The organism is Streptomyces sp. NPDC088197, from assembly GCF_044741185.1.
Lineage (GTDB): Bacteria > Actinomycetota > Actinomycetes > Streptomycetales > Streptomycetaceae > Actinacidiphila.
Genome location: NZ_JBIUSD010000004.1, coordinates 282,526 through 300,882 on the forward strand (window position 1 = coordinate 282,526; position 18,357 = coordinate 300,882).

Annotated in this window: 17 protein-coding genes and 2 pseudogenes; 13 read left to right on the top strand and 6 right to left on the bottom strand. The window is 69.6% G+C overall.

Annotated elements, in window-relative coordinates; translation table 11 throughout:
- Nucleotides 1–7: 7 nt before the first annotated feature.
- From ACIOC1_RS13355 to ACIOC1_RS13370, 4 genes are all read left to right on the top strand, one after another.
- Complete coding sequence (locus ACIOC1_RS13355) at nt 8–205, top strand: MbtH family protein (protein ID WP_355345479.1); 198 nt, start codon at nt 8–10, stop codon at nt 203–205.
- Between the two features lie 113 nt (nt 206–318).
- Nucleotides 319–1,068 (top strand): class I SAM-dependent methyltransferase, encoded by a 750-nt coding sequence (locus tag ACIOC1_RS13360; RefSeq protein ID WP_355345482.1) that lies wholly within the window; start codon nt 319–321, stop codon nt 1,066–1,068.
- Nucleotides 1,069–1,237: 169 nt separating this feature from the next.
- Complete coding sequence (locus ACIOC1_RS13365; protein ID WP_401853960.1) at nt 1,238–2,599, top strand: hypothetical protein; 1,362 nt, start codon at nt 1,238–1,240, stop codon at nt 2,597–2,599.
- Nucleotides 2,600–3,319: 720 nt separating this feature from the next.
- On the top strand, nt 3,320–4,222 hold the full coding sequence (locus ACIOC1_RS13370; protein ID WP_401853962.1) for a hypothetical protein: 903 nt from the start codon (nt 3,320–3,322) through the stop codon (nt 4,220–4,222).
- Nucleotides 4,223–4,577: 355 nt separating this feature from the next.
- Here the strand turns inward: ACIOC1_RS13370 and ACIOC1_RS13375 are convergent, their stop codons facing one another.
- Nucleotides 4,578–7,070, bottom strand: a complete 2,493-nt coding sequence (locus ACIOC1_RS13375) for a SufS family cysteine desulfurase (protein ID WP_401853964.1) — start codon at nt 7,068–7,070, stop codon at nt 4,578–4,580.
- A 522-nt stretch (nt 7,071–7,592) separates the two neighbouring features.
- Between ACIOC1_RS13375 and ACIOC1_RS13380 the strand changes: the two are divergent.
- A pseudogene (locus ACIOC1_RS13380) lies at nt 7,593–7,810 on the top strand (IS5/IS1182 family transposase); the annotation flags it as partial.
- Here ACIOC1_RS13380 and ACIOC1_RS13385 read toward each other — a convergent pair.
- Complete coding sequence (locus tag ACIOC1_RS13385; protein WP_401853967.1) at nt 7,794–8,135, bottom strand: phosphotransferase; 342 nt, start codon at nt 8,133–8,135, stop codon at nt 7,794–7,796. The pseudogene ACIOC1_RS13380 and the gene ACIOC1_RS13385 sit on opposite strands and share 17 nt — an antisense overlap.
- 817 nt (nt 8,136–8,952) lie before the next feature.
- Between ACIOC1_RS13385 and ACIOC1_RS13390 the strand changes: the two genes are divergently transcribed.
- The 5 genes from ACIOC1_RS13390 to ACIOC1_RS13410 all read left to right on the top strand — a co-directional run bounded on the left by ACIOC1_RS13390 (nt 8,953) and on the right by ACIOC1_RS13410 (nt 13,200).
- Nucleotides 8,953–9,483 carry a hypothetical protein gene (locus ACIOC1_RS13390; protein WP_401311023.1) on the top strand — a complete coding sequence of 177 codons (531 nt, stop codon included), beginning with the start codon at nt 8,953–8,955 and terminating at the stop codon, nt 9,481–9,483.
- Entirely contained in the window at nt 9,480–10,445 is a 966-nt protein-coding gene (locus ACIOC1_RS13395; protein ID WP_401853971.1) for a hypothetical protein, read from the top strand. Before ACIOC1_RS13390 ends, ACIOC1_RS13395 begins: the two co-directional genes overlap by 4 nt.
- A 47-nt stretch (nt 10,446–10,492) precedes the next feature.
- Entirely contained in the window at nt 10,493–11,839 is a 1,347-nt protein-coding gene (locus ACIOC1_RS13400; protein WP_401853974.1) for a hypothetical protein, read from the top strand.
- 46 nt (nt 11,840–11,885) lie between these two features.
- The gene (locus ACIOC1_RS13405; RefSeq protein ID WP_401853977.1) at nt 11,886–12,899 is read left to right on the top strand and encodes an RCC1 domain-containing protein; all 1,014 of its coding nucleotides are present in this window, start codon (nt 11,886–11,888) and stop codon (nt 12,897–12,899) included.
- A gap of 82 nt (nt 12,900–12,981) precedes the next feature.
- Nucleotides 12,982–13,200, top strand: a complete 219-nt coding sequence (locus ACIOC1_RS13410; protein WP_401854302.1) for a hypothetical protein — start codon at nt 12,982–12,984, stop codon at nt 13,198–13,200.
- Here ACIOC1_RS13410 and ACIOC1_RS13415 read toward each other — a convergent pair.
- Nucleotides 13,197–13,496, bottom strand: coding sequence for a hypothetical protein (locus ACIOC1_RS13415; RefSeq protein WP_401853979.1), 300 nt, complete (start codon nt 13,494–13,496; stop codon nt 13,197–13,199). The genes ACIOC1_RS13410 and ACIOC1_RS13415 overlap by 4 nt on opposite strands.
- Before the next feature lie 141 nt (nt 13,497–13,637).
- On the opposite strand from ACIOC1_RS13415, the pseudogene ACIOC1_RS13420 reads away from it, so the two are divergent.
- A pseudogene (locus ACIOC1_RS13420) lies at nt 13,638–13,938 on the top strand (IS5/IS1182 family transposase); the annotation flags it as partial.
- A gap of 384 nt (nt 13,939–14,322) precedes the next feature.
- On the opposite strand, the gene ACIOC1_RS13425 reads toward ACIOC1_RS13420, so the two are convergent.
- The 3 genes from ACIOC1_RS13425 to ACIOC1_RS13435 form a co-directional block, all read right to left on the bottom strand.
- A complete protein-coding gene (locus tag ACIOC1_RS13425) occupies nt 14,323–14,712 on the bottom strand; it encodes a PPOX class F420-dependent oxidoreductase (RefSeq protein WP_391117868.1) in 390 nt (129 codons plus the stop codon).
- A 270-nt stretch (nt 14,713–14,982) separates the two neighbouring features.
- On the bottom strand, nt 14,983–15,708 hold the full coding sequence (locus ACIOC1_RS13430; RefSeq protein WP_401311008.1) for a dienelactone hydrolase family protein: 726 nt from the start codon (nt 15,706–15,708) through the stop codon (nt 14,983–14,985).
- A gap of 357 nt (nt 15,709–16,065) precedes the next feature.
- Nucleotides 16,066–17,271, bottom strand: a complete 1,206-nt coding sequence (locus ACIOC1_RS13435; protein ID WP_401853983.1) for a S8 family peptidase — start codon at nt 17,269–17,271, stop codon at nt 16,066–16,068.
- Nucleotides 17,272–17,588: 317 nt separating this feature from the next.
- On the opposite strand from ACIOC1_RS13435, the gene ACIOC1_RS13440 reads away from it, so the two are divergent.
- Together ACIOC1_RS13440 and ACIOC1_RS13445 are read left to right on the top strand one after the other, a co-directional pair.
- Nucleotides 17,589–17,891, top strand: a complete 303-nt coding sequence (locus ACIOC1_RS13440) for an ArsR/SmtB family transcription factor (RefSeq protein ID WP_401853986.1) — start codon at nt 17,589–17,591, stop codon at nt 17,889–17,891.
- Nucleotides 17,888–18,280, top strand: a complete 393-nt coding sequence (locus ACIOC1_RS13445) for a VOC family protein (protein ID WP_401853989.1) — start codon at nt 17,888–17,890, stop codon at nt 18,278–18,280. The genes ACIOC1_RS13440 and ACIOC1_RS13445 overlap by 4 nt, the downstream gene beginning before the upstream one ends.
- Nucleotides 18,281–18,357 lie beyond the last annotated feature (77 nt).

Here is an 18,357-nt window from a genome sequence, read left to right on the forward strand (position 1 = left end):
GACAGTGATGACCGACAGCCCCTTTGACGACCAGGACGGCACATTCCACGTGCTGCTCAACGAACAGGGCCGGTACTCCCTGTGGCCGGCCTTCGCCGAGATCCCGGACGGCTGGTCCGCGGTGGTCCGCTCCGCGCGCCGCCAGGAGTGCACGGCCTACATTGCCGCGCACTGGACCGACATGGGCCACCTCCCGGCCGGCTGACCCCGGCGCGCAGGGCCGGGTCAGCCGCGGGCCGCCCTCCCCGGTGGCTCCGCGCTGCGGCACGGAACCCCGGCCACCTCCTCCGTCCTCCAGCAAGGAAAAGACGTGACGACATGATGTCAAGTCAGTTCGATGCCCTGGCCCAGCTCTACGAGGACTTCTCGGCCCTACCCTTCCGCCAGCACCTGGAGTTCCCCACAGTCCTGGGGGCAGTCGGCACGGTGAACGCCGAGCGGAAGGTCCTGGACCTCGGCTGCGGCAGCGGGGTGTACAGCCGCATGCTGGCCGGACGCGGCGCGTTCGCGGTGACCGGGCTGGACGAGTCGGCAGGGATGATCGGCTACGCCCGGCGCCGCGAGGAGGCCGAGCGGCTCGGTATCCGCTACGTCGCCGGTCCGCTGCCCGCCGAACTGCACGGCACGTTCGACCTGGTGCTGGCCGTCTACGTGCTGCCGTACGCGAGCAGTTATCCGGAACTGGTGGACCTGTTCCGGACCGCGGCCGGAGCGCTGCGCACGGGAGGGGAGTTAGTGACGCTCCCGATCCATCCAGACCTTCCCGCCGACCCCGACTACTACTCCCGCTACGGCTTCCGGCTGAACCCCCTCCACGGGCGCGAGGACGGCGGCGAGGTCGACCTGCACATCCTCTTCGGCTCCTACGACACCCATGTCACCGCGCACTACTGGAGCGCACCAACCCTGGAAAAGGCTCTCGCCGAGACCGGATTCGGTCCCTCCCAGTGGCACAGGCACCGGCTGTCGGACGCGGCCGCGGCTGGCCCCGACACGTTCTGGCGCCCCTATCTGGACGCCCCGCACGCGGGGCTGCTCACCGCCAAGCAGCTGACGGGGAGGAGTTGACGACCGGCGAGGCCAGCCGGGAACGCTGCTGATCTCCTCGGCCGACAACGACGCCAGGAGTTTGACAGCCTGCTTCGGGCGAGAGCACGCTCCCAGAGCGAGCGCCATAGCGACGGGTTCCCTCCACCCGCGGTCGCAGGGCGTTCCCGCCGTTCGCCGAGGAGCCGTCATGGCAAAACTGAACGTGCCGAATTCGCAGTTACGGGCGCTGCTGGCCGAGGCCGGGTGGACGGGTGAGCAACTCGCCCAAGCCGTCAACCGGGCCGGCCGATCATCCGGGCTGGCGCTGTCTTACCAGCGGGCGTCGGTATCCCAGTGGTTGGCGGGCACCACGCCCCGTCCGCCCGTCTCCGACCTGGTCGCGGAGGTTCTGACGCTCCGCCTGGGCCGCAGGGTTACGCCGCTCGACGCAGGATTTGCGAAGAAACAGGCCCCGGCGTCGACCGCTGAGCAGGAGAACAGCGTCCACTGGAGGAGTGTCCTGCTGACGAGTCTCGACAAGCCGTCCACCGCGGCCGGGGCCACGCGCATTTATCGGGCAGCGAGCCTGCCCGGCACCGAGGAGATCCCGATGGCCTGGCCGGACGGTGCGGCTGTTGAGGGTTTGGCCCCGTCCGCCGCCGAGCTGCGCTGGGCCGGCTCGATGGTCACTTTGTTCTCTGTTGCGGACCGCACCTTCGGGGGCGGACACGCCAGGCCCGCGCTCCAGGGGTTCCTGGCCCACACCGTCGCGCCCTGGCTGTCGGCCCCGGCCTCGCCCGGTGTCCGCCGTGAACTGCTCACGACCGCTGCCCGGTTGACCTACCTGTGCGGTTTCATGAACTTCGACGACGAGCGCCAGGGCACCGCTCAGTCCCTCTACCGGCTGAGCCTCAGCCTGTGCGAGGGCGCCGACGACCAAACAGGCGCAGCGCTGGCCCTGCGTGCGCTGAGCGTCCAGTCCCGCGCCCTCGGATACTTCGCCAACGCTCGCGTCTTGGCCGAGGCGGCAGTAGCGCGAGGCGCCCGGCAGGCCCCGCGCCACGTCCGGGCCAGCCTCATCGGACAGCTGGGCGTGGCCGAGGCGGCGTCCGGCAACAAGAAGGAGGCATTGCGCCTGCTGGGCCGGGCCGAAAGCAACCTCGGCCGGACATCGGACGCGCCCCACGACGTCGGAGCGTTCGACACCGCCGCCTTCGCCCATCAGGAAGCTGTGGTGATGCATTACCTGGGGCAGAAGAAGGACGCGCTCCTCGCGCTGGAACGGTCCGTACGCCTACGCCGACCTGGCGAGGCCCGCTCGCAGGCCATCCTGCTCGCGCGCCTGGCCGAGCGCCAACTCGCCCAGGGCCACGTGGAAGCGGCATGCCAGACCTGGCACGGCTTCCTGGATATCATCCCCGGCCTCACCTCCCGGCGCATAGACCGGGCCCGCAACGAGTTGGCCGCACGCTTGCGCCCCTACCGTACGCTTCCGGCAGTCGCGGCCCTACTGCGCCGGAACAGCGCGCTGATCCCGGACCGGGACGGCGCGACGTCCGGCATGCGCTGAGGAAGGCACCGGTCGAGAACGGCTCGACAAGGGTCGGGTCGGTGAACTATCAGTGCGGCACTGGGCTGCGCCGGCTCTCAAGCCGCGCATGCCGGGCCCGCCGCCCGGCCAGCCCTCTGCCGACCCGGCCGCAGGACAGCGCCGGAGGCAGAAATCGGTCGAATTGCCCGCGTCAGCGCCCGCGCCGCCGGGCTACGCGGGCGCCCGGCGTCCACCACGGCCGTTCTGACCGCCGCCCGCGCAAGCCAGGGCAAACGTCCCCCTCCGAACCAGCCCAGGTCACGGCGGAGTACGGCCCCGTGCGCTGCTGACCGCAGCCCGTCAAAGGTGGCTGGGAATCTCCGGAAAGATATTCGAAAGCGGGCCTTTTCCTTTATGCGCAGACCTGTCTGTGCTCTGCTGATTTGAGCCAGTCCTATGACTCGGACATAGGACAGATCGTGTAAGGCAGGGCTGGGCATGAACAGGACACGTAAGACCGAGCGCTTCAATGTCACAGCAGACCGCTCCACTGCGGACTTCCGTATCGCCACGACTTTCCTCCATCCCACCAGGGGCGAGGTGCGGTGTCCGGCGTCCGGCGTGGTGACGGAGTGGCTTGGACGCGCGGGAGCCGAGGTGCGGGAAGAGCCGTTCGGAGCCCTCGACGCTCACGGTCCGACGCGGCGGAACACGGAAGCCGTCTTCGGGACTACGTACCTCGAACCCGACGGTACGGCAGTGGGCATCGCCGTCGCGTCTGCCGGGCACTGGCAGGAGGCCGAGGACGCGGTGCACCAGTGGACGCAGGCGATGAGGACCCGGCGCGTGCTTCTGGTTTCCGCCGACGAGCGGTGCGCCGGGCTGTTCCGCGGGCCGGCCGCTTCTGCCGGATCCGCTCAGGACGCCCGCCCGCTCCGCAGCCTGCCGAGCGGGCGGGCGTCCCGGCAATGCCCGCACCGCCTCGCAAGCCAGATGCTGACGGCCGACTTCCTCGCCCGGGGCGAGACGGTGGTGGTGCTCGGGCGGTCCGGAGTGCCCCAGGTGCCCGGTGCCGCAGGGGAAAGTGGGACCGCCGTCACCGTCATCGCCACCGTGGAGCACGCCCGTCACTTCCAGCCGGCGGACCCCGACCGGCTGTCGTTCGTCCTCTCTCCGTGCACCCCGGTCGAGCCGGCCGCAGAGATCCTCGGCGTCTTGCGGACCCGCTTCCCCAGGCTGCGCGGGCAGCATCCCGACCAGTGGTGCTACGCGGAATCGGACTTCCGTGCCGCGTCCGCCTCGGTCACGGACGCGAGCGACCTGCTCATCACCGTCGGGCACGGCCCCTTCCCCGCTGCCGGGGCCATCGTGCCTCCCAAGCGGTACCGGCACATCGACGGACTCGGCGACCTGCACCCCGACGATCTGGCGCGGGCACCGACCCTGGGGCTCGTCGAACGTGGCCCCGACTCCGCCCACCTCACCCGGCAGATCCTCACCGCCCTTTCCGGGCTGGGTCCGCTCAGCGTCGTCCAACGGCAGTACCGGACACAGAAGTACGACATCCAGCACGTCCTCCGGTCGGCCAGGACCTCCCCGACTGAAACTACCGGCCTCCGGCCGGCAGACGGACGCATGGACGAGATCGCAGCGCACCTGTAGTACCGCGCCGTATGCGGAAACTGAGCACCTGGACGGGAGGGGCCTTGCGGAAGTTGACATATAGGCAAATCGCCCGTGACTGGCCACGGCATATGCTGGAGGCACAGAAGGCGGAGCCCCTCCATCCAGACCTCCCCCGGCCTTCGCAGTGGGCGCGCCGGCCCAGGCCCGGCGTCGTTCCGCGGAGGGATTGGACAGGCCGCCCCTCCCGACGGGGGCGCTACCGGCAGATACCGACGCCCGATGCCAGGGCGGCGCGGTGGTACCGAGCCGAGAGACGGGCCGACCGAATGGATACCGCCTCGCGGTGTGCCCCCCTGGGGGTACAGGTGGGCATCGTCCTTACCCGCCGGGTTCAGGCGCGGATTTCGTAGACGGCACTGCGCGGTGTTTCGGCGGCACGGCGCCAGTGGGCGAAGCCGGCTTCTCGGGCCAGCGAACGCAGCGCGTGTTCGCCCGCGTGGTTGCCCAGGGCCTGGGGTCCGTGCTGGGCGACCGCTGCGGGCAAGCACAACCCTACGGACAGCGCCATGAAGAGTTTGCTGACGGGGTGCGTGTTCATCGTCGGATCCGCCTCTCCGTTGGGCTCGACGAGCATGACCGTGCCTGCCGGCTTGAGGATGCGGCGTGCACCTTTCAGGGCCGCGAGAGGGTCACCCATATCGTGGAGGCAGTTGAAGAAGGTCACCAGGTCGTAAGCCGGGCGGTCGGCGTCAAGGTCGGCGGCGGCGACGGTGTGGAAGTGAACGCGGTCGTCGAGGTCGCGCTCTTCGGCGATGATCGCAGCCCGGTCGATGGACTCGGCGTGGTAGTCGTATCCGTCGAACGCAGATCGAGGGAAGGCCGCTGCCATCAGCATGGTGGAGTAGCCGACCCCGCAGCCGATGTCGGCGACCTGGGCGCCGCTGTCGAGGCGCTCGCGCACTCCCTGGAGGGCGGGCAGCCACCGAGTGACGATGTTCGCGTTGTAGGCCGGCCGGAAGAACCGCGCCACGGCTCGGAACATCTGTGGCGGGTACTCACTCCAGTCCACGCCCTCGCCGGTGCGGAAGCACTGGGCGAGCCGGTCTTCGACCCGGTAGAGGGTTTGCAGTGCGGTGAAGATGCCGACGCCGGCTGTTGGGGCGTCGGGGTGGGCGAGGACCTGGGCATGGGCGTCGGGGAGCTCGTAGTTGCGCTGACCGTCCGCTTCGGTGCCGGGTGATACCACGTATCCGGCGCCGTACTGGGTGTGCAGCCACTCGCGTACGTAGATCTCCTGAGTACCGGTCCGTTCGGCGAGTTGGGCCGGTGTCAGCGGTCCCGCGCCGGCCATCGCCCGGTACAGACCCAGGCGGTCGCCGAGTGAGACAGCCAGTCCTCCCACCGCGGTCGCCGCGTCGGTGAACACCCGGTCGGAAAAGGCCGTCACCAGCTCAGACGGGGCCGAAGCCGCCGCGGGCTCGGGAGAGGCGACCGCACGCGCCTCCGCCTTCTCCCGCGTGGGTGGACCGCCCGCCTGATGCCCGGTGTGTTCGGCGAGTTCGGCGACCGCCTCGAGGAACACGTCGATCTCGTCCTCGGTGTTGTAGGCGTAGAAGGAAGCGCGAGTGGTGGCGGGCAGTCCGAAGCGCACACACGCCGGACGGGCACACAGGTGACCGACGCGGATGGCGATCCCGCGCTCGTCCAGGTGTTCTCCGATCTCGTCGGGAAAGCGTCCCTTGACCGCAAAAGAGATCGCTGGCCCGCGATCACGGCTGTCAGCGGGGCCGACGATCCGGGCGCCCGGGATGTTCGCCAGCCCTTCGAGCGCGCGGGCGGTCAGTCGGGCGCAGTGCTCGGCGATCCGGTCGCGGCCCAGCGTGTCGAGGTAGGCGCAGGCGGCGGCGAGTCCGATGGCTTGGGCGATCATGGGAGTGCCGGCCTCGAATCGCTGCGGCGGGTCGGCGTAGGTGGAGTGCCCCATGGCGACGGTGTCATTCATCTCCCCGCCCGTCAGGAACGGTGGAAGCGCCCGCAGGAGCTCCCCTCTCCCCCACAACACCCCGGTCCCGGTGGGGCCGCACATCTTGTGCCCGGAGAACGCCAGGAAGTCCACCCCGAGTTCGGTGACGTCGACGGGGAAGTGCGGCACCGACTGACACGCGTCCAGGACCGTCAGCGCCCCCACCTCCTTGGCGCGTTTCACCAGCACCGACAAGGGGTTCACCGTGCCGTACACGTTCGACTGGTGAGTGAAGGCCACAACCTTGGTGCGCTCGTTGACCACCTCGTCGAGGTTGTCCAGATCCAGTCGTCCTTCTTGAGTGATCGTCAGCCACGCCAGCTCCGCACCGGTCTGGCGGCACAACTGCTGCCAGGGCATCAGGTTCGAGTGGTGTTCCATCTCGGTGATGACCACGCGGTCCCCCGGCCCCAGCGCCAAGGACCGCAACTCACGCTCCGCACGGGAGGCGTTCGCCAACGCGTATGCGACGAGATTGAGCCCCTCGGAGGCATTCTTCACCAAGACCATGTCCTGCGGCCGGGCGCCGATGAAGCCGGCGATCCTGGCCCGCCCCCGCTCCAGCAGATCCGTCGCCTCACGCGCCACCTGGTGGGAACTTCGGTGCACATTGGCGTTGTGAAGACGGTAGAAGTCGGCCTCGGCCGCCAGGACCATCTCCGGCTTCTGTGCGGTGGCCGCGCTGTCCAGATACACCAGCGGAACACCGCCTCCGACCCGGCGCGAAAGGATGGGAAAGTCCGCCCGGATCTCGTCAAGGTCAAACACCCGCTGGCTCGCGCCCGGCACAGAGTCCCGCAGGGCCGAGTGCGCACCGCACGGACAGTCAGAATCAGCATTCATATGCACCCTCCAGTTCATTCGATGAGTTCGAGGACGGCCGCAACACGCCCATTAACCAACTCTCCGCAGGGGACGTGTAGAGAAGCCGGTGACGGAGGTGTTAAATGCGCCGGGACGTTTACAATTGCTGACGCCACGCGGGACGGGCCTGGTGCGGCGGCGGAGAACTTCAGTTGCCGCGACGGGCTGCTACGGCATCGCGGTGATCCCCATCAACCCGCTGCGGGTCGAGGGCGATCTCGTCAATCTCGCTGACATCGCCGACGCACTGGCAGTGGCGCTTGGGCGCTACGGCGTCGGCCGAGCACGGCGCTCGGCTCGACCGTCTGTCGACCAGGACGGTCCGGCACCGGTGTTTTCAAGTCCCCGACGCCCGTTCTGGCGCAGCCAGCATCTTCACGGGTTCCCGTCGAAGCCCCTGGTGCGGGTGAGGCCGTACAACCTGCACACTCCGAGCGCTCAAGCTTCGGTCTCCGATTCGCGGCCGAGCGGCGTCCGGCCGCACCACCATCATCGGGTCCCAAGGTCAATCGGGCGGTACTGACGCACCGGCTGTTCACGGGGATCTCCCGGCGTCATCTCGCTTGCCTGATCGAGGAGTTGGCGGCGCCATGGCAGGCCGCCGTCATGCTGTGCGGGGCGGAATCCGCGAGCGGGCCGAGGGTGCCGGAGTTCGCCACTAGCTGATGCTCGTCGATCGACTGGTGGCCACGCTGATCCATCTGCGCCAGGCAGTTGAGCTTAGGGCTGTCCTCGGGCGGTGCCGTGCTGGTGCTCGGGCAGTTCATGCCAGAAGGTCACCGGTCGGCCAGCGGCAACGAGGGGCTGCTCGATGGACAGGGGCACGACCGCGCGGACGTCGTGGCCGGCAAGCCAACTTGCCACGGCGACTTCACGCGCTGCTGCCGCGTCCTGCCCCGGCCGGGCGATGCGCACGACGATGCCACCAGGGATCCGCCAGAGATCGTTTTCGGCGAACCGGATCGGCTCGGCGTCGTCAGCTGCCAAGTGGGCGGTACTGGCTACTTCCTGAAGGATGTGCCGTGATGCTTCGACTCGCGCCGGGCCATAGCGCGACGACATCGGCGATTCTCCGCCTCAGCTCGGCCACCTCTGGCCTGCGCCCGAAGGGGCGGGCAGCATCGGACAGCGCCGCCACGTCAGTCAGAGCGCGTTGGGACCTCAACCCGCTGACTTCGCTGAGCGCTTTCTGGGCCGTGGCTACAACTTCGCTGGGGTCACCAATACCCATGGTCAAGGTCGCGAGCTTAGTACGCGATAGAGCCCGGGATCGGAGGTAACCGTCACCGTGGCCGCTCGTCGCCCTCGTAAGGCGCTCGGCTGCGACGCGCCCACGCCGAGGACGCCTGCTTCGTCCCCACCGACGAGCCCGGTTGGTGCAGGCTCATTCCCCGAGGCGCTGTGCTGGCTCGGACCGGCGTGAGCAGCGCACGCACCGGCAGCACTGGCCGATGTCTTCGGGCCCGAAGCCGAGCGCGGCTATGCCTCCTTTGTCCCGACAGCTGACGGCGGGCACGTGCTCAAACGCAAGTGGTTCGCCCAGGACGCGCTTGCGCGGCGCGAGCAACTCCACCCGGGTATAACGGTTCGACCCGACGGCTTGGCGGAGTATCTGCGCTCCCGTGGGGCCCCAGGTCAGGGCGACGCCTCCCTTCCGCAGGGTCCGCCACGACGTCCACCGCGCGAATCCACGTCCACTGGCCGCGTCTACAGCCCCCGTTCCGGCGGTGGCTGTAGCTCAGGAGGCGGGTCGCAGAGCCGATCGCGTGATCGTTTTCCGGCTGCGGCACGGATGGGTTTGAGATTGTACTGATTTTCATATTTTCATGACGACATGCACCGTATATGAACATGTGTTTGGAAAGGTCGTGCCCAGAACATGACGCGTATCCCTGTCTCCCGCGGCATCGCCGCACTCGCGGTGGCCATCACCGCTGCCGCCCTCCCCGCCTCCCGGGCAGTTCTGCATGACGCTCCCACCGTCGCTGTCGTCCGCGCGGCCGACGATCCGACGCCTTCCCCCACCGACTCGACCTGCCCGGACGGCGCGGAGAAGCCCTGCCCCGCGTCCACGAAGGACCGTGAGGAAGTGGACGGGCAGCGCGACAAGGTGGAGAAGGACGAGGCGCAGGCCAAGGAGGACATCGCCGCCGCCAAGGGCGAGGCCACCAAGTGCCCGCCCACCTCGAAGGACTGCATGACCAACCTCGCCGGGGACGGCCACGAGCAGAAGGAGGGCATGGCCAAGACCCAGCAGGAACTGGAAGGCGTCCACCCCGCTCCTTCAAACAACGCACAGACCGCGGTCAGCGGCGAGTGCTCCGCGTTCGGAGCCGATCTGCCCCCCGCGCTGTCGTCCTCCGGTGACCCCGCCGACCTCACCCGCGTCTGCGAGTTGATGAACCCATGACCGCCGCGACGAACCGCCGAGTCCTTGCCGCCGCCGCAGCCCTGGCGATCGCGCTGTCCGCCCCGGCCGCCGCAGCGGCCGACGGCCCCGACCCCGCCGTCCCCGTCGCGCAGGCCTTCGACGGCGACAAGCCGCTGGACTCCCCGCAGAAGATCAGCGACTACTGTGCCGCACACGCCGGTGCCTGCCGCTTCGAGATCAACCGCGACGCCTCCAGGGAGTACGTCACCGCTGTCAGATCGCTGGGCAATGCGGTCCTCAACTGCACCAAGGAGCCGATCAAGGTCAGCCGTCAGGTCTCCCTCCAGGTCTCCAGCTCCGACAACCTCGGCGGCGAGATCACCGGGCAGATCACCATCGAGGGAAGCCTGAACGCCTCCGGCTCGGTGACCGCCGGCGTCGGCGGCGAGGCCGGCGGGACCTTCAAAACCCCGGACCAGTCCAAGGGGCCCAGCGCCGAGGCCACCGCGAAGGGAACCGCCAACGGCAGCGGCACCCTGACCGGCACGGCGGGCCTGCGGGCCGCCTTCGAGGGCGCCTTCAAGCTGTCGTACTCCAAGAACTGGAGCACCCAGCAGACGGAGTCCACCACATACGAGGTCACCGTCGCCCCGGGCGACGCGCTCATGTTCGGCGCGAGCGCTGCGATGCAGCGCGTGGCCGGCAGCATCCTCACCGGAAGCGGTCTCGGGGCGCACAACGTCTTCGTGGACGGTCCTTCCACCGTCAACCGCAGCACCTTCGTCGCGGACACCTACACCGTGCCCGGCAACACCTGCCAGCGGCTGCGGCCCGGCGGCAGGGACGCCATCGACGAGACCACCACGCCCCCGCCCACCCGTAGCGTTCCGGCCCGCCGTGCCGGCGCGCGCGCCGGGTCCGACGCCGGCCTGACCGTCGAAAGGCTGCCCGCGGGCGCCTGGCTCAAGCACCGCGTTCACCTTGCGGGCGTCGCCTCGTGAGCGCCCGCACGAAGCCGCCGCACGGTCCGGCCCCGGAGAGGACCCTCGTGACCACAGCCCGCCCCGTGCTTCGCCGTGCCGCTGTCGGGGCCATGTGTCTCGGCCTGGTGGCCGTCGCCTTTCCTGAGGCGTCCTCGGCGGACACGCCCGAGCCGGTCGCCGTGATCAACGGCGACCTGGCGCTTCCGGCGATCACCGGAAACGGCAACACCCTCACGCCCACGGGATGGTCGGTGGGTTCGACGTCCGCGAACAACGGTGCCGGAACCGCCAGCGGAGTGTTTCGCTACGCGGGCACCGTCACGGGCCACCCCGGGGGGAAGGCCGCGGCGATGCTGCCCCAGAACGGCTCGTCCTACGAGTTCAAGCAGCGTCTGCGCGGTGTGCGGCCGGGCGCACGGGTCACGGTCACCTTCGACGACAGCCCCGGCATCGCGATGCAATGTGCCCCCCGCACGGTGGAACAGGGGCAGACCTACACCGTCCAAGGTGAGGGCGGCGCCGTTCAGGACGAGCTGACCGAGCCCGACCCGGACAAGGAATGGAATGTCTTCGGCGCAGGTGGATGGCGCACCGGGCGCACTTACACCTTCACCGCCAACGCCTACGAGCCGCTGCTCACCTTCGCCTCCACGGTCCCGGTCAAACCCAACGGCGGCGCGGCCGGCACCGGCACCAACGGCGGACAGTGCGGACCGATGATCACCAACATCACGGCGGTCCAGGTTCCGCCCCCACTGGACAAGACCATCCGCAACAACGAACTGCCGCCCTCGCTGGCGTTCAGGGGCAACGACAAGCGGAACGTCACCGAGGCCGTCACCGAGTGCAACACCGCCGCCAGCCGCTGCACGTTCACGGCCGAGTCCGACTACTCCTTCGCGTACTACGAGCCCGCCAGGCAGGCCGAGGAGGGATACATCAACTGCACCCGCGCGACCATCACCCGAGAACGGCCGCTGCGGATCTCCTCACGCACCATCAGCGACCTGCCCGCCGCCGCCGGACTGCCCCCGGCCCCCGGGTCGGCTGCACGCTCGAACATGAACGGCCAGTTCACCACCGGCACCGGCACCACCCCCGCATGGGCCCCGGCGGCCGACCGGACGGTCCGTGAGGTCATCAGCCCCGGCGAGGTCTCCTGGATCGAAACCCAGAGCGGACGCCAGCGCACCGAAGGCTGGTACACCTCCAATCCCACACCCGCCGACCCGAACCTCGACTGGCGCCTCTACACGGTCGTCGACCACCCTTCCACCCAGCTCGCCGACCGCGTCTACCAGCGCACCGGTCCCCTCACCTCCGGTGAGCAGGCACGCTGCCGCTCCAACCGTCCCTCTGCCGAAACCCCCGTCGACGCGGGCGCGCCGGCAGCCGGAGCCGACCGTGGCTGACGTGACCACCACCTCCCCGAGTTCCCAGGGAAAGGGAAACCGCCCCATGCCGACCCGCCGTGAAGCAGGCCGACGCCGCTGGAGACCCGCGGCCGTACTGATCGCCCTGGCCGCCGTCAGCCCCCTGCCGGCCCTCACCCAGCCAGCCTCCGCCACCCCGGGGACCGCCCCCGCCGTCGTGACGCCGGCTCCCGCCCAGCGCGCCGCAACCGACTGGGCGACACTCGCCTGGGGCGACAACACCTACGGCCAGACCGCCATCCCCGGCGCCGCGCTGCGGGGGGCGAGCGCCATCGCCGCCGGCGCCTTCCACTCGCTGGCCGTCAAGGACGGCGCCGTCACCGCCTGGGGCAGCAACCTCTACCACCAGACAGACGTCCCGGCCGCGCTCCACTCCGACGTCACCGCCGTCTCCGGCGGCTATCTCCATTCCCTCGCCGTCAAAAACGGCCAGGTCATCGCCTGGGGCAGCGACCGCTACGGCTCCACAGCCGTCCCCGCCGCCGCGCAGACCGGCGTCGACGCCGTCGCGGCAGGCCAGTTCTTCTCGCTCGCCCTGAAGCACGGCCAAGTCCTGGCCTGGGGCGACAACCGCTACGGCCAGACCCAGACCCCCGAGGGAACCCACACCGGAATCACCGCGATCGCCGCCGGCGCCTACCACGCCCTCGCCCTCACCGACGACGGCAAAGTCATCGCGTGGGGCGACAACCGCAAGAAGCAGACGGACGTCGTCACCCCGGTCAAGAACGGCACGGCCACGGCCATCGCCGCCGGCAAGGACTTCTCCGTCGCAGTCGTAGGCGGTCGCGTCTACGCCTGGGGCACCGCGATGACCAACCAGTGGGTGCCGACTACCGCCCAGACCCGGGTCGTCGCGGTGGCAGCCGGATACGACCGCATCGTCGCCCTGCGCGACAACGGCCAGGCCATTGAATGGAAAGCCAACACCACGGCCCTCACCGCACTCCCCACCGACGCCGCCACCAAAGTGCAGGCCATCGCAGCGGGCGGCTACCACTCCCTCGCCCTGCGCGGCGACCCGCCCTCCCAGCCATGACCACCTGAAACGCCGATCGCGCAACAGGCTCCCGACGTAGACCGGCTGCCGCTCGCCAAAGGCCACGCGGCAGCCGGTTCACATGCCTCACTCCGCCACGCAACCCCGCTCAGGATCTCCCCAACTACCGCTACCGGGCTGGGCAGAACACCGCGCGGCTCGAATCATCAAGCACGCCGCGTCCACCGGCCAGTACCCGGTCGCGGTTCTGTCCGGCTGCGTCGTCTACGCCGCCGACGGCCCCTCACCGCTGGACGTCCTGGCCTGCAAGGACGGCAAGCCGTCGCCCGGCGGCTTCTAGCTCGGCGTCCACCCCGGCTTGGTCAAGCAAGAAGGCACCCAGCCCACCTGCGTGGTGGCGTTGGCGTAGATGTATTCCAGTACGCGGCAGCCCTTGGTCGCGGACGTGGTGGAGCAGGTGGCCTGCGTGACGGCGGACGTGGGTGCGATGGCGTACTTGGGGCGGGCCAGGAACGTATTGCCGACCGGGATCTTCTCCGAGACGACCTGGGTGGTGGAGTTGGTGGTCGGCAGGAACATCGAGGTGACCCGCCACGTCGTAGCCGAGGGGTCGACCTTCGCGAACGTGCTGGTCATGCCTTCGCCGCCTTCAAGGTGAAGGTGCCGGTGAGCGGGGAGCCGGTCAGCGTCAGGTCCTCCGCGCCCCGTTCGGGCTTCCACCCGCCGCCGGAGGCCGCGGTGAACCCGGTCGGATCACCGTCCGCATCCGGACGTGGCCTGGCCCATAAGGCGTACTCCTCCCGCGCGATCCGCGAGCACCTGCGCGAGCGTGGCATGCGGGCGGTTATCCCCCGTTCCGGCCGATCAACGAGACCACCACCTGCGACGCGGAAGGCCACCAGCCCTTGACCGCGAGGCATACAAACAGCGCGACACCGTTGAAGGCTGCATCAACCGCTTGAAGCAGTGACGGGGCATGGCCGCCCGTGACGACAGGACAGGGACCATCTACCTGGCTGGACTGCACATCGCGGGATCTTCCTCTGGCCTGCCAGCCGATCCAAACGAAACGACCTAGCGGTAAAGCTAGCCGGGCTGCCGAAAAGAACCCGGCTCTACCGCCTGAAGCACTTCTCCACCACATGGCTCCTTGACTCTGGCCTGAACCCCAAGGCCGTGCAGGCGCTCTCCCGGCACAGGGAGTTCAACGAGACGATGCATACCTACGTGCACCCGCCGGTTGCGGAGCCGGGCCTCACTGTGCGGACGTGCGGTCACCTGGTCGCTGTGGTCGGCAGGACGAAGACCGAGTCACCGGCTGAAGCAGATTTCGGGTCCTCAGCATCCATGCGCCCCCCACCGATCCCCACGCCGGATCGCGACACCACCCGGCCCCAACTCCTCCGCCGACCGCCTCGGCGACGTCGGGATCGCGTTGGCGGGCGGGGACGCTGCCGCACGGTCAGGCGAGGGTGATCCGGATGCCGACGGTGCCGTCCAGGCCGCGGCGCAGGCGGCTGCCCAGGAGGGTGAGTCTTCCGGTCAACCCGTACTTGCGGGCCAGGAGACGGCGGTAGTGCTGGGTCTGCTCGCCGGTGAGGATCTCCGCCCGTCCTGGGACGGGCTCGCCCGAGGGGTTGCCGCGAATGTCGCAGGCGGACACCAGGACGTCGGCGCGGTTGCGGATCCTCTTGACCTTGCCGGAGTCGGCGACCGTCCAGATACCGAGGGCATCACCGTCCTGGATCACCCACACCGGGGTCGGAACCTCTGTGCCGTCCCGACGGAAGGTAGTGACCCGGACGTACTTGCCCGATGTCAGCCGCTCAAGGTCCGTTTGACCATCTGTCATGGCGGAAGGGTACGTCACGGCTTGGTGGAGCCTCCCTCTGCGTGCCCGGCATGCGCTTGACCAGAAGACCAGGTCGTGGGTGCGAGACCGGAGTGGGGCGATCGTCGGCCGTGCGGTGGTGACGTGCTGCCTCCGTCCAACGCCGGACGGATCTGTCGGTGTCTTCGTAGCGAATCCGAGCTGCGGTGATGCCCTGCAAACCGGAGCCGCCGGAGCCGGTGGCGATCTACCGGCCTGGTACGCGGCCCGGAAGGGCGGTTGCCGGCCGGATCACTCCGTTACGGGCAGGCACTCGGTGAGCAGGTCGATGACGTCGCGCCAGGCGCGTTGTGCGTGCTGTGGGTGGTGGCCGACGCCGGGGACCATGGGGTGGTCGACCGGCGGGTGGTGGAAGGCGTGGAGGGCGCCGCCGTAGACCACGAGGCGCCAGTCGACGCCGGCGGCCTGCATCTCGGCGGTGAACGCGTTGCGTTGCGCGGGGGGCATGATCGGGTCTTCCGACCCGACTCCGGCCCACACCGGGCAGCGGATGCGCGCTGCCTCGCCCGGCCGGCCGGTGGTCGTCGCGTTGACGGTGCCGATCGCGCGCAGGTGGGCGCCGTCGCGCCCCAGTTCCAGCCCGATGGCGCCGCCGGTGCCGTAACCGATGGCGGCGATCCGGTCGGGGTCGGTGCGCGGTTCGGCGCGCAGCACGTCCAGCGCCGCGTGGCCGATCCCCCGCATCCGGTCCGGGTCGGCGAGCAGCGGCAGGCAACGGGCCAGCATCTCCTCGGGGTCCCCCAGATAGCGCCCGCCGTGCAGGTCGAAGGCCAGCGCTACGTATCCCAGCTCGGCGAGAGCATCCGCCCGACGGCGCTCGACGTCACTGAGCCCCATACCCTCAGGCCCGAGCAGCACCGCTGGCCGCCGGTCGGTACCGGCCGGAAGCGCGAGGTGCCCGACCATCGTCAAACCGTCAGCCGGGTACTCGACCGTACGCGTGGTAACCGTCGTCATACGACTGGACCGTAATGGCCGTCGAGCCCGGTCGGGCCGCTGTTCTCCGCCGGCGGAACAGAAACATCCGCGCACACCTCGCGCCCGCCCGGCCCGAGTGCCCAAGTCATCGGCCGACCTGGCAGGTCCTGGTAGATGACGGACAAGCCGAACGGGTCGTTTGGCGTCGCCCGGTGAGGGTGCGGCGAGGCGGACGATGGCGGGGCTGCCGCAGCCGTGGAGGGGCGCCGGGCGCCGGTGGCGGATGCCGCCCGTCCACCGCCCGTCGCATCCCGGTCGGCCACCACATGGGCGGGGGCACGGTTGACGGCCGGGTGGCGCGATCCGCCTGTCGCGATGCCGACGGCTGGTCCGGGACTAGAGTCCGTCGGTGAACAGAAGTGCGTTGGGGGACGTCGGGTTGAGCTTGGTCAGGACGTTCCGGGTGGCCGTGGTCTCCAGGAATTCGGCGGTCTCGGCGGGGTCGGCCGCGGGGTGTTCCTGCTTGTAGAGGACGGCGACTCCGGTGGCGTGCGGTGCGGCCATCGAGGTGCCGTTCCGGGAGGCGGAGCCGCCGCCGAGCTTGGCTGAGAGGATGCCTTCTCCGGGGGCGTAGAGGTTGACGCATGGGCCCCAGTTGGAGAACGTGCTCTGTTCGTCGGACCTGTTGCTCGCCGCGACCGTGACCACCCGCTGCGCGGAGGCCGGGGATTGCTCGCAGGCGTCCTTCGCGTCGTTGCCCGCCGCGAGGACCGGCAGGACGCCCGCGTCGGAGAGGGCGGTTGTGGCGGTGTTGAGCGCCGGGGACTTCTCGCCGCCGATGGAGGCGTTGAGGACGGCGGGCTGTACGGCGTGCTTGGCGACCCAGTCCAGGCCCGCGATCACCGCGGAGTCGTCGCCGTTGCCCCGGCAGTCCAGGACTCGGACACTGACCAGGCTCGCCTTGGTGGCGACGCCGTAGGTCTTGCCGCCGACCGTTCCCGCGACATGCGTGCCGTGGCCGTTGCAGTCGGCTCCGTCCCTGCCGTCTGCGACCGCGTCGAAGCCGAACGTGGCGCGCCCGCCGAACTCGGAGTGGCCGTAGTCGATGCCGGTGTCGAGGATGTAGGCGGTCACTCCGGCACCGTTGCCGGTGGTGATGAACTCCCCGTCGAGCGGCAGATCGCGCTGGTCGATCCGGTCCAGGCCCCAGGACGAGGCCGCCGGACCCTGGCGTACCGCCGGGGCGGACGCGGTCGCCGGGTCGGGAACAGCGACCTTCCCGTCCTCCTCCACCGCCTCCACTCCGAGGCTGCCGCGGACGAGCGTCAGCTGCTGGGGAGTGAGGCGGACAGCGAAGCCGTTGAGGACCGTGTTGTAGAAGAAGGCCGGCTTCAGACCCAGCTTCGCCGCCGTTCCGGCGGGGTCGATTCTCTTGTCGAGGGTGACGATGTACTCGCCCGGCACCCGGTCCGCCGCGCGTACCAGCGGTGCGGGCCCCGAGGCCGAAGCGGAGGCGGAAGCAGAGGGCGTACCGGCGACGAGAGGCCCGGTAAGGGCGAGCACGACGGCACCGGCGAGAGCGATGTTGCTACGAGTGTTCACTCGGCTCAGGTGATCACGCGGAAACGATCCCTCCCAAGGACACCTCCCGGCGATTCGCGCGACTTGCTCCTGCGACTTCTGACCCGATACCTCGGGGTCAGCGCGCAGACGCTCGCTCCGCAGCCGGACCGCCCGGCGGGCTACCTTCAATTGCCGGAACAGCTCCGAGCGGACGTCTTGGCGAGGTTCAAACCCTCGGCCGGGCCCGTCGGCGAGGTTCACGCCGCCGTCGGGTCCGTGATCACTGCCTGGTCATCGACGGTTCCGCCGTGTGTCTCGGCTTGATAGGCAAGTGGGGGCTTGCCTATCATGGGGGCGTGGCCGATGACCTGTTCAAAGCCTTGGCCGACCCCACCCGCCGGACGATCCTCGACGAGCTCGCGGAGAAGTCAGAACAGACACTGTTCGAGATCTGCTCGCGGCTGGCGATGAAGCATCGGCTCGGGCTCTCGCGTCAGGGGGTCTCGCAGCACCTCGCCGTGCTGGAGGCGGCCGGGCTCGTCGAGACCCGGCGGGAGGGGCGCTACAAGTTCCACGACCTGAACACCGACCCGCTGCGGCAGATCACCGAGCGCTGGCCTGTCCGCGGCACGTCCGAACCAAGGGAGAGCACCCCATGAGGATCCATCTGACCAGTGTGTTCGTCGACGACCAGGCCAAGGCCCTGGCCTTCTACACGGACGTCCTCGGCTTCGTGAAGAAGTACGACGTGCCGGTGGGCGAGAAGGACCGGTGGCTGACCGTCGTCTCACCCGACGAGCCCGGCGGGGCCGAGCTCCTCCTGGAGCCCGCCGGCCACCCGGCCGTCACGCCCTACCGCGACGCGCTCTTCGAGGACGGCATCCCGCTCGCCCAGTTCGCCGTCAGCGACGTGAAGGCGGAGTACGAGCGCCTGTCCGGCCTCGGCGTCCGTTTCACTCAGGAGCCCCTGGAAATGGGCCCCGTGACCACCGCCGTCTTCGACGACACCTGCGGCAACCTCATCCAGATCGCGACCCAGCCCCAGTAGCCGTCCGCCCCGCGCACCCGCCTGCGTCGCGTATCCGGCGTCGTCGGGGTAGTTCATGGACAGGCAGAGCAGTACGT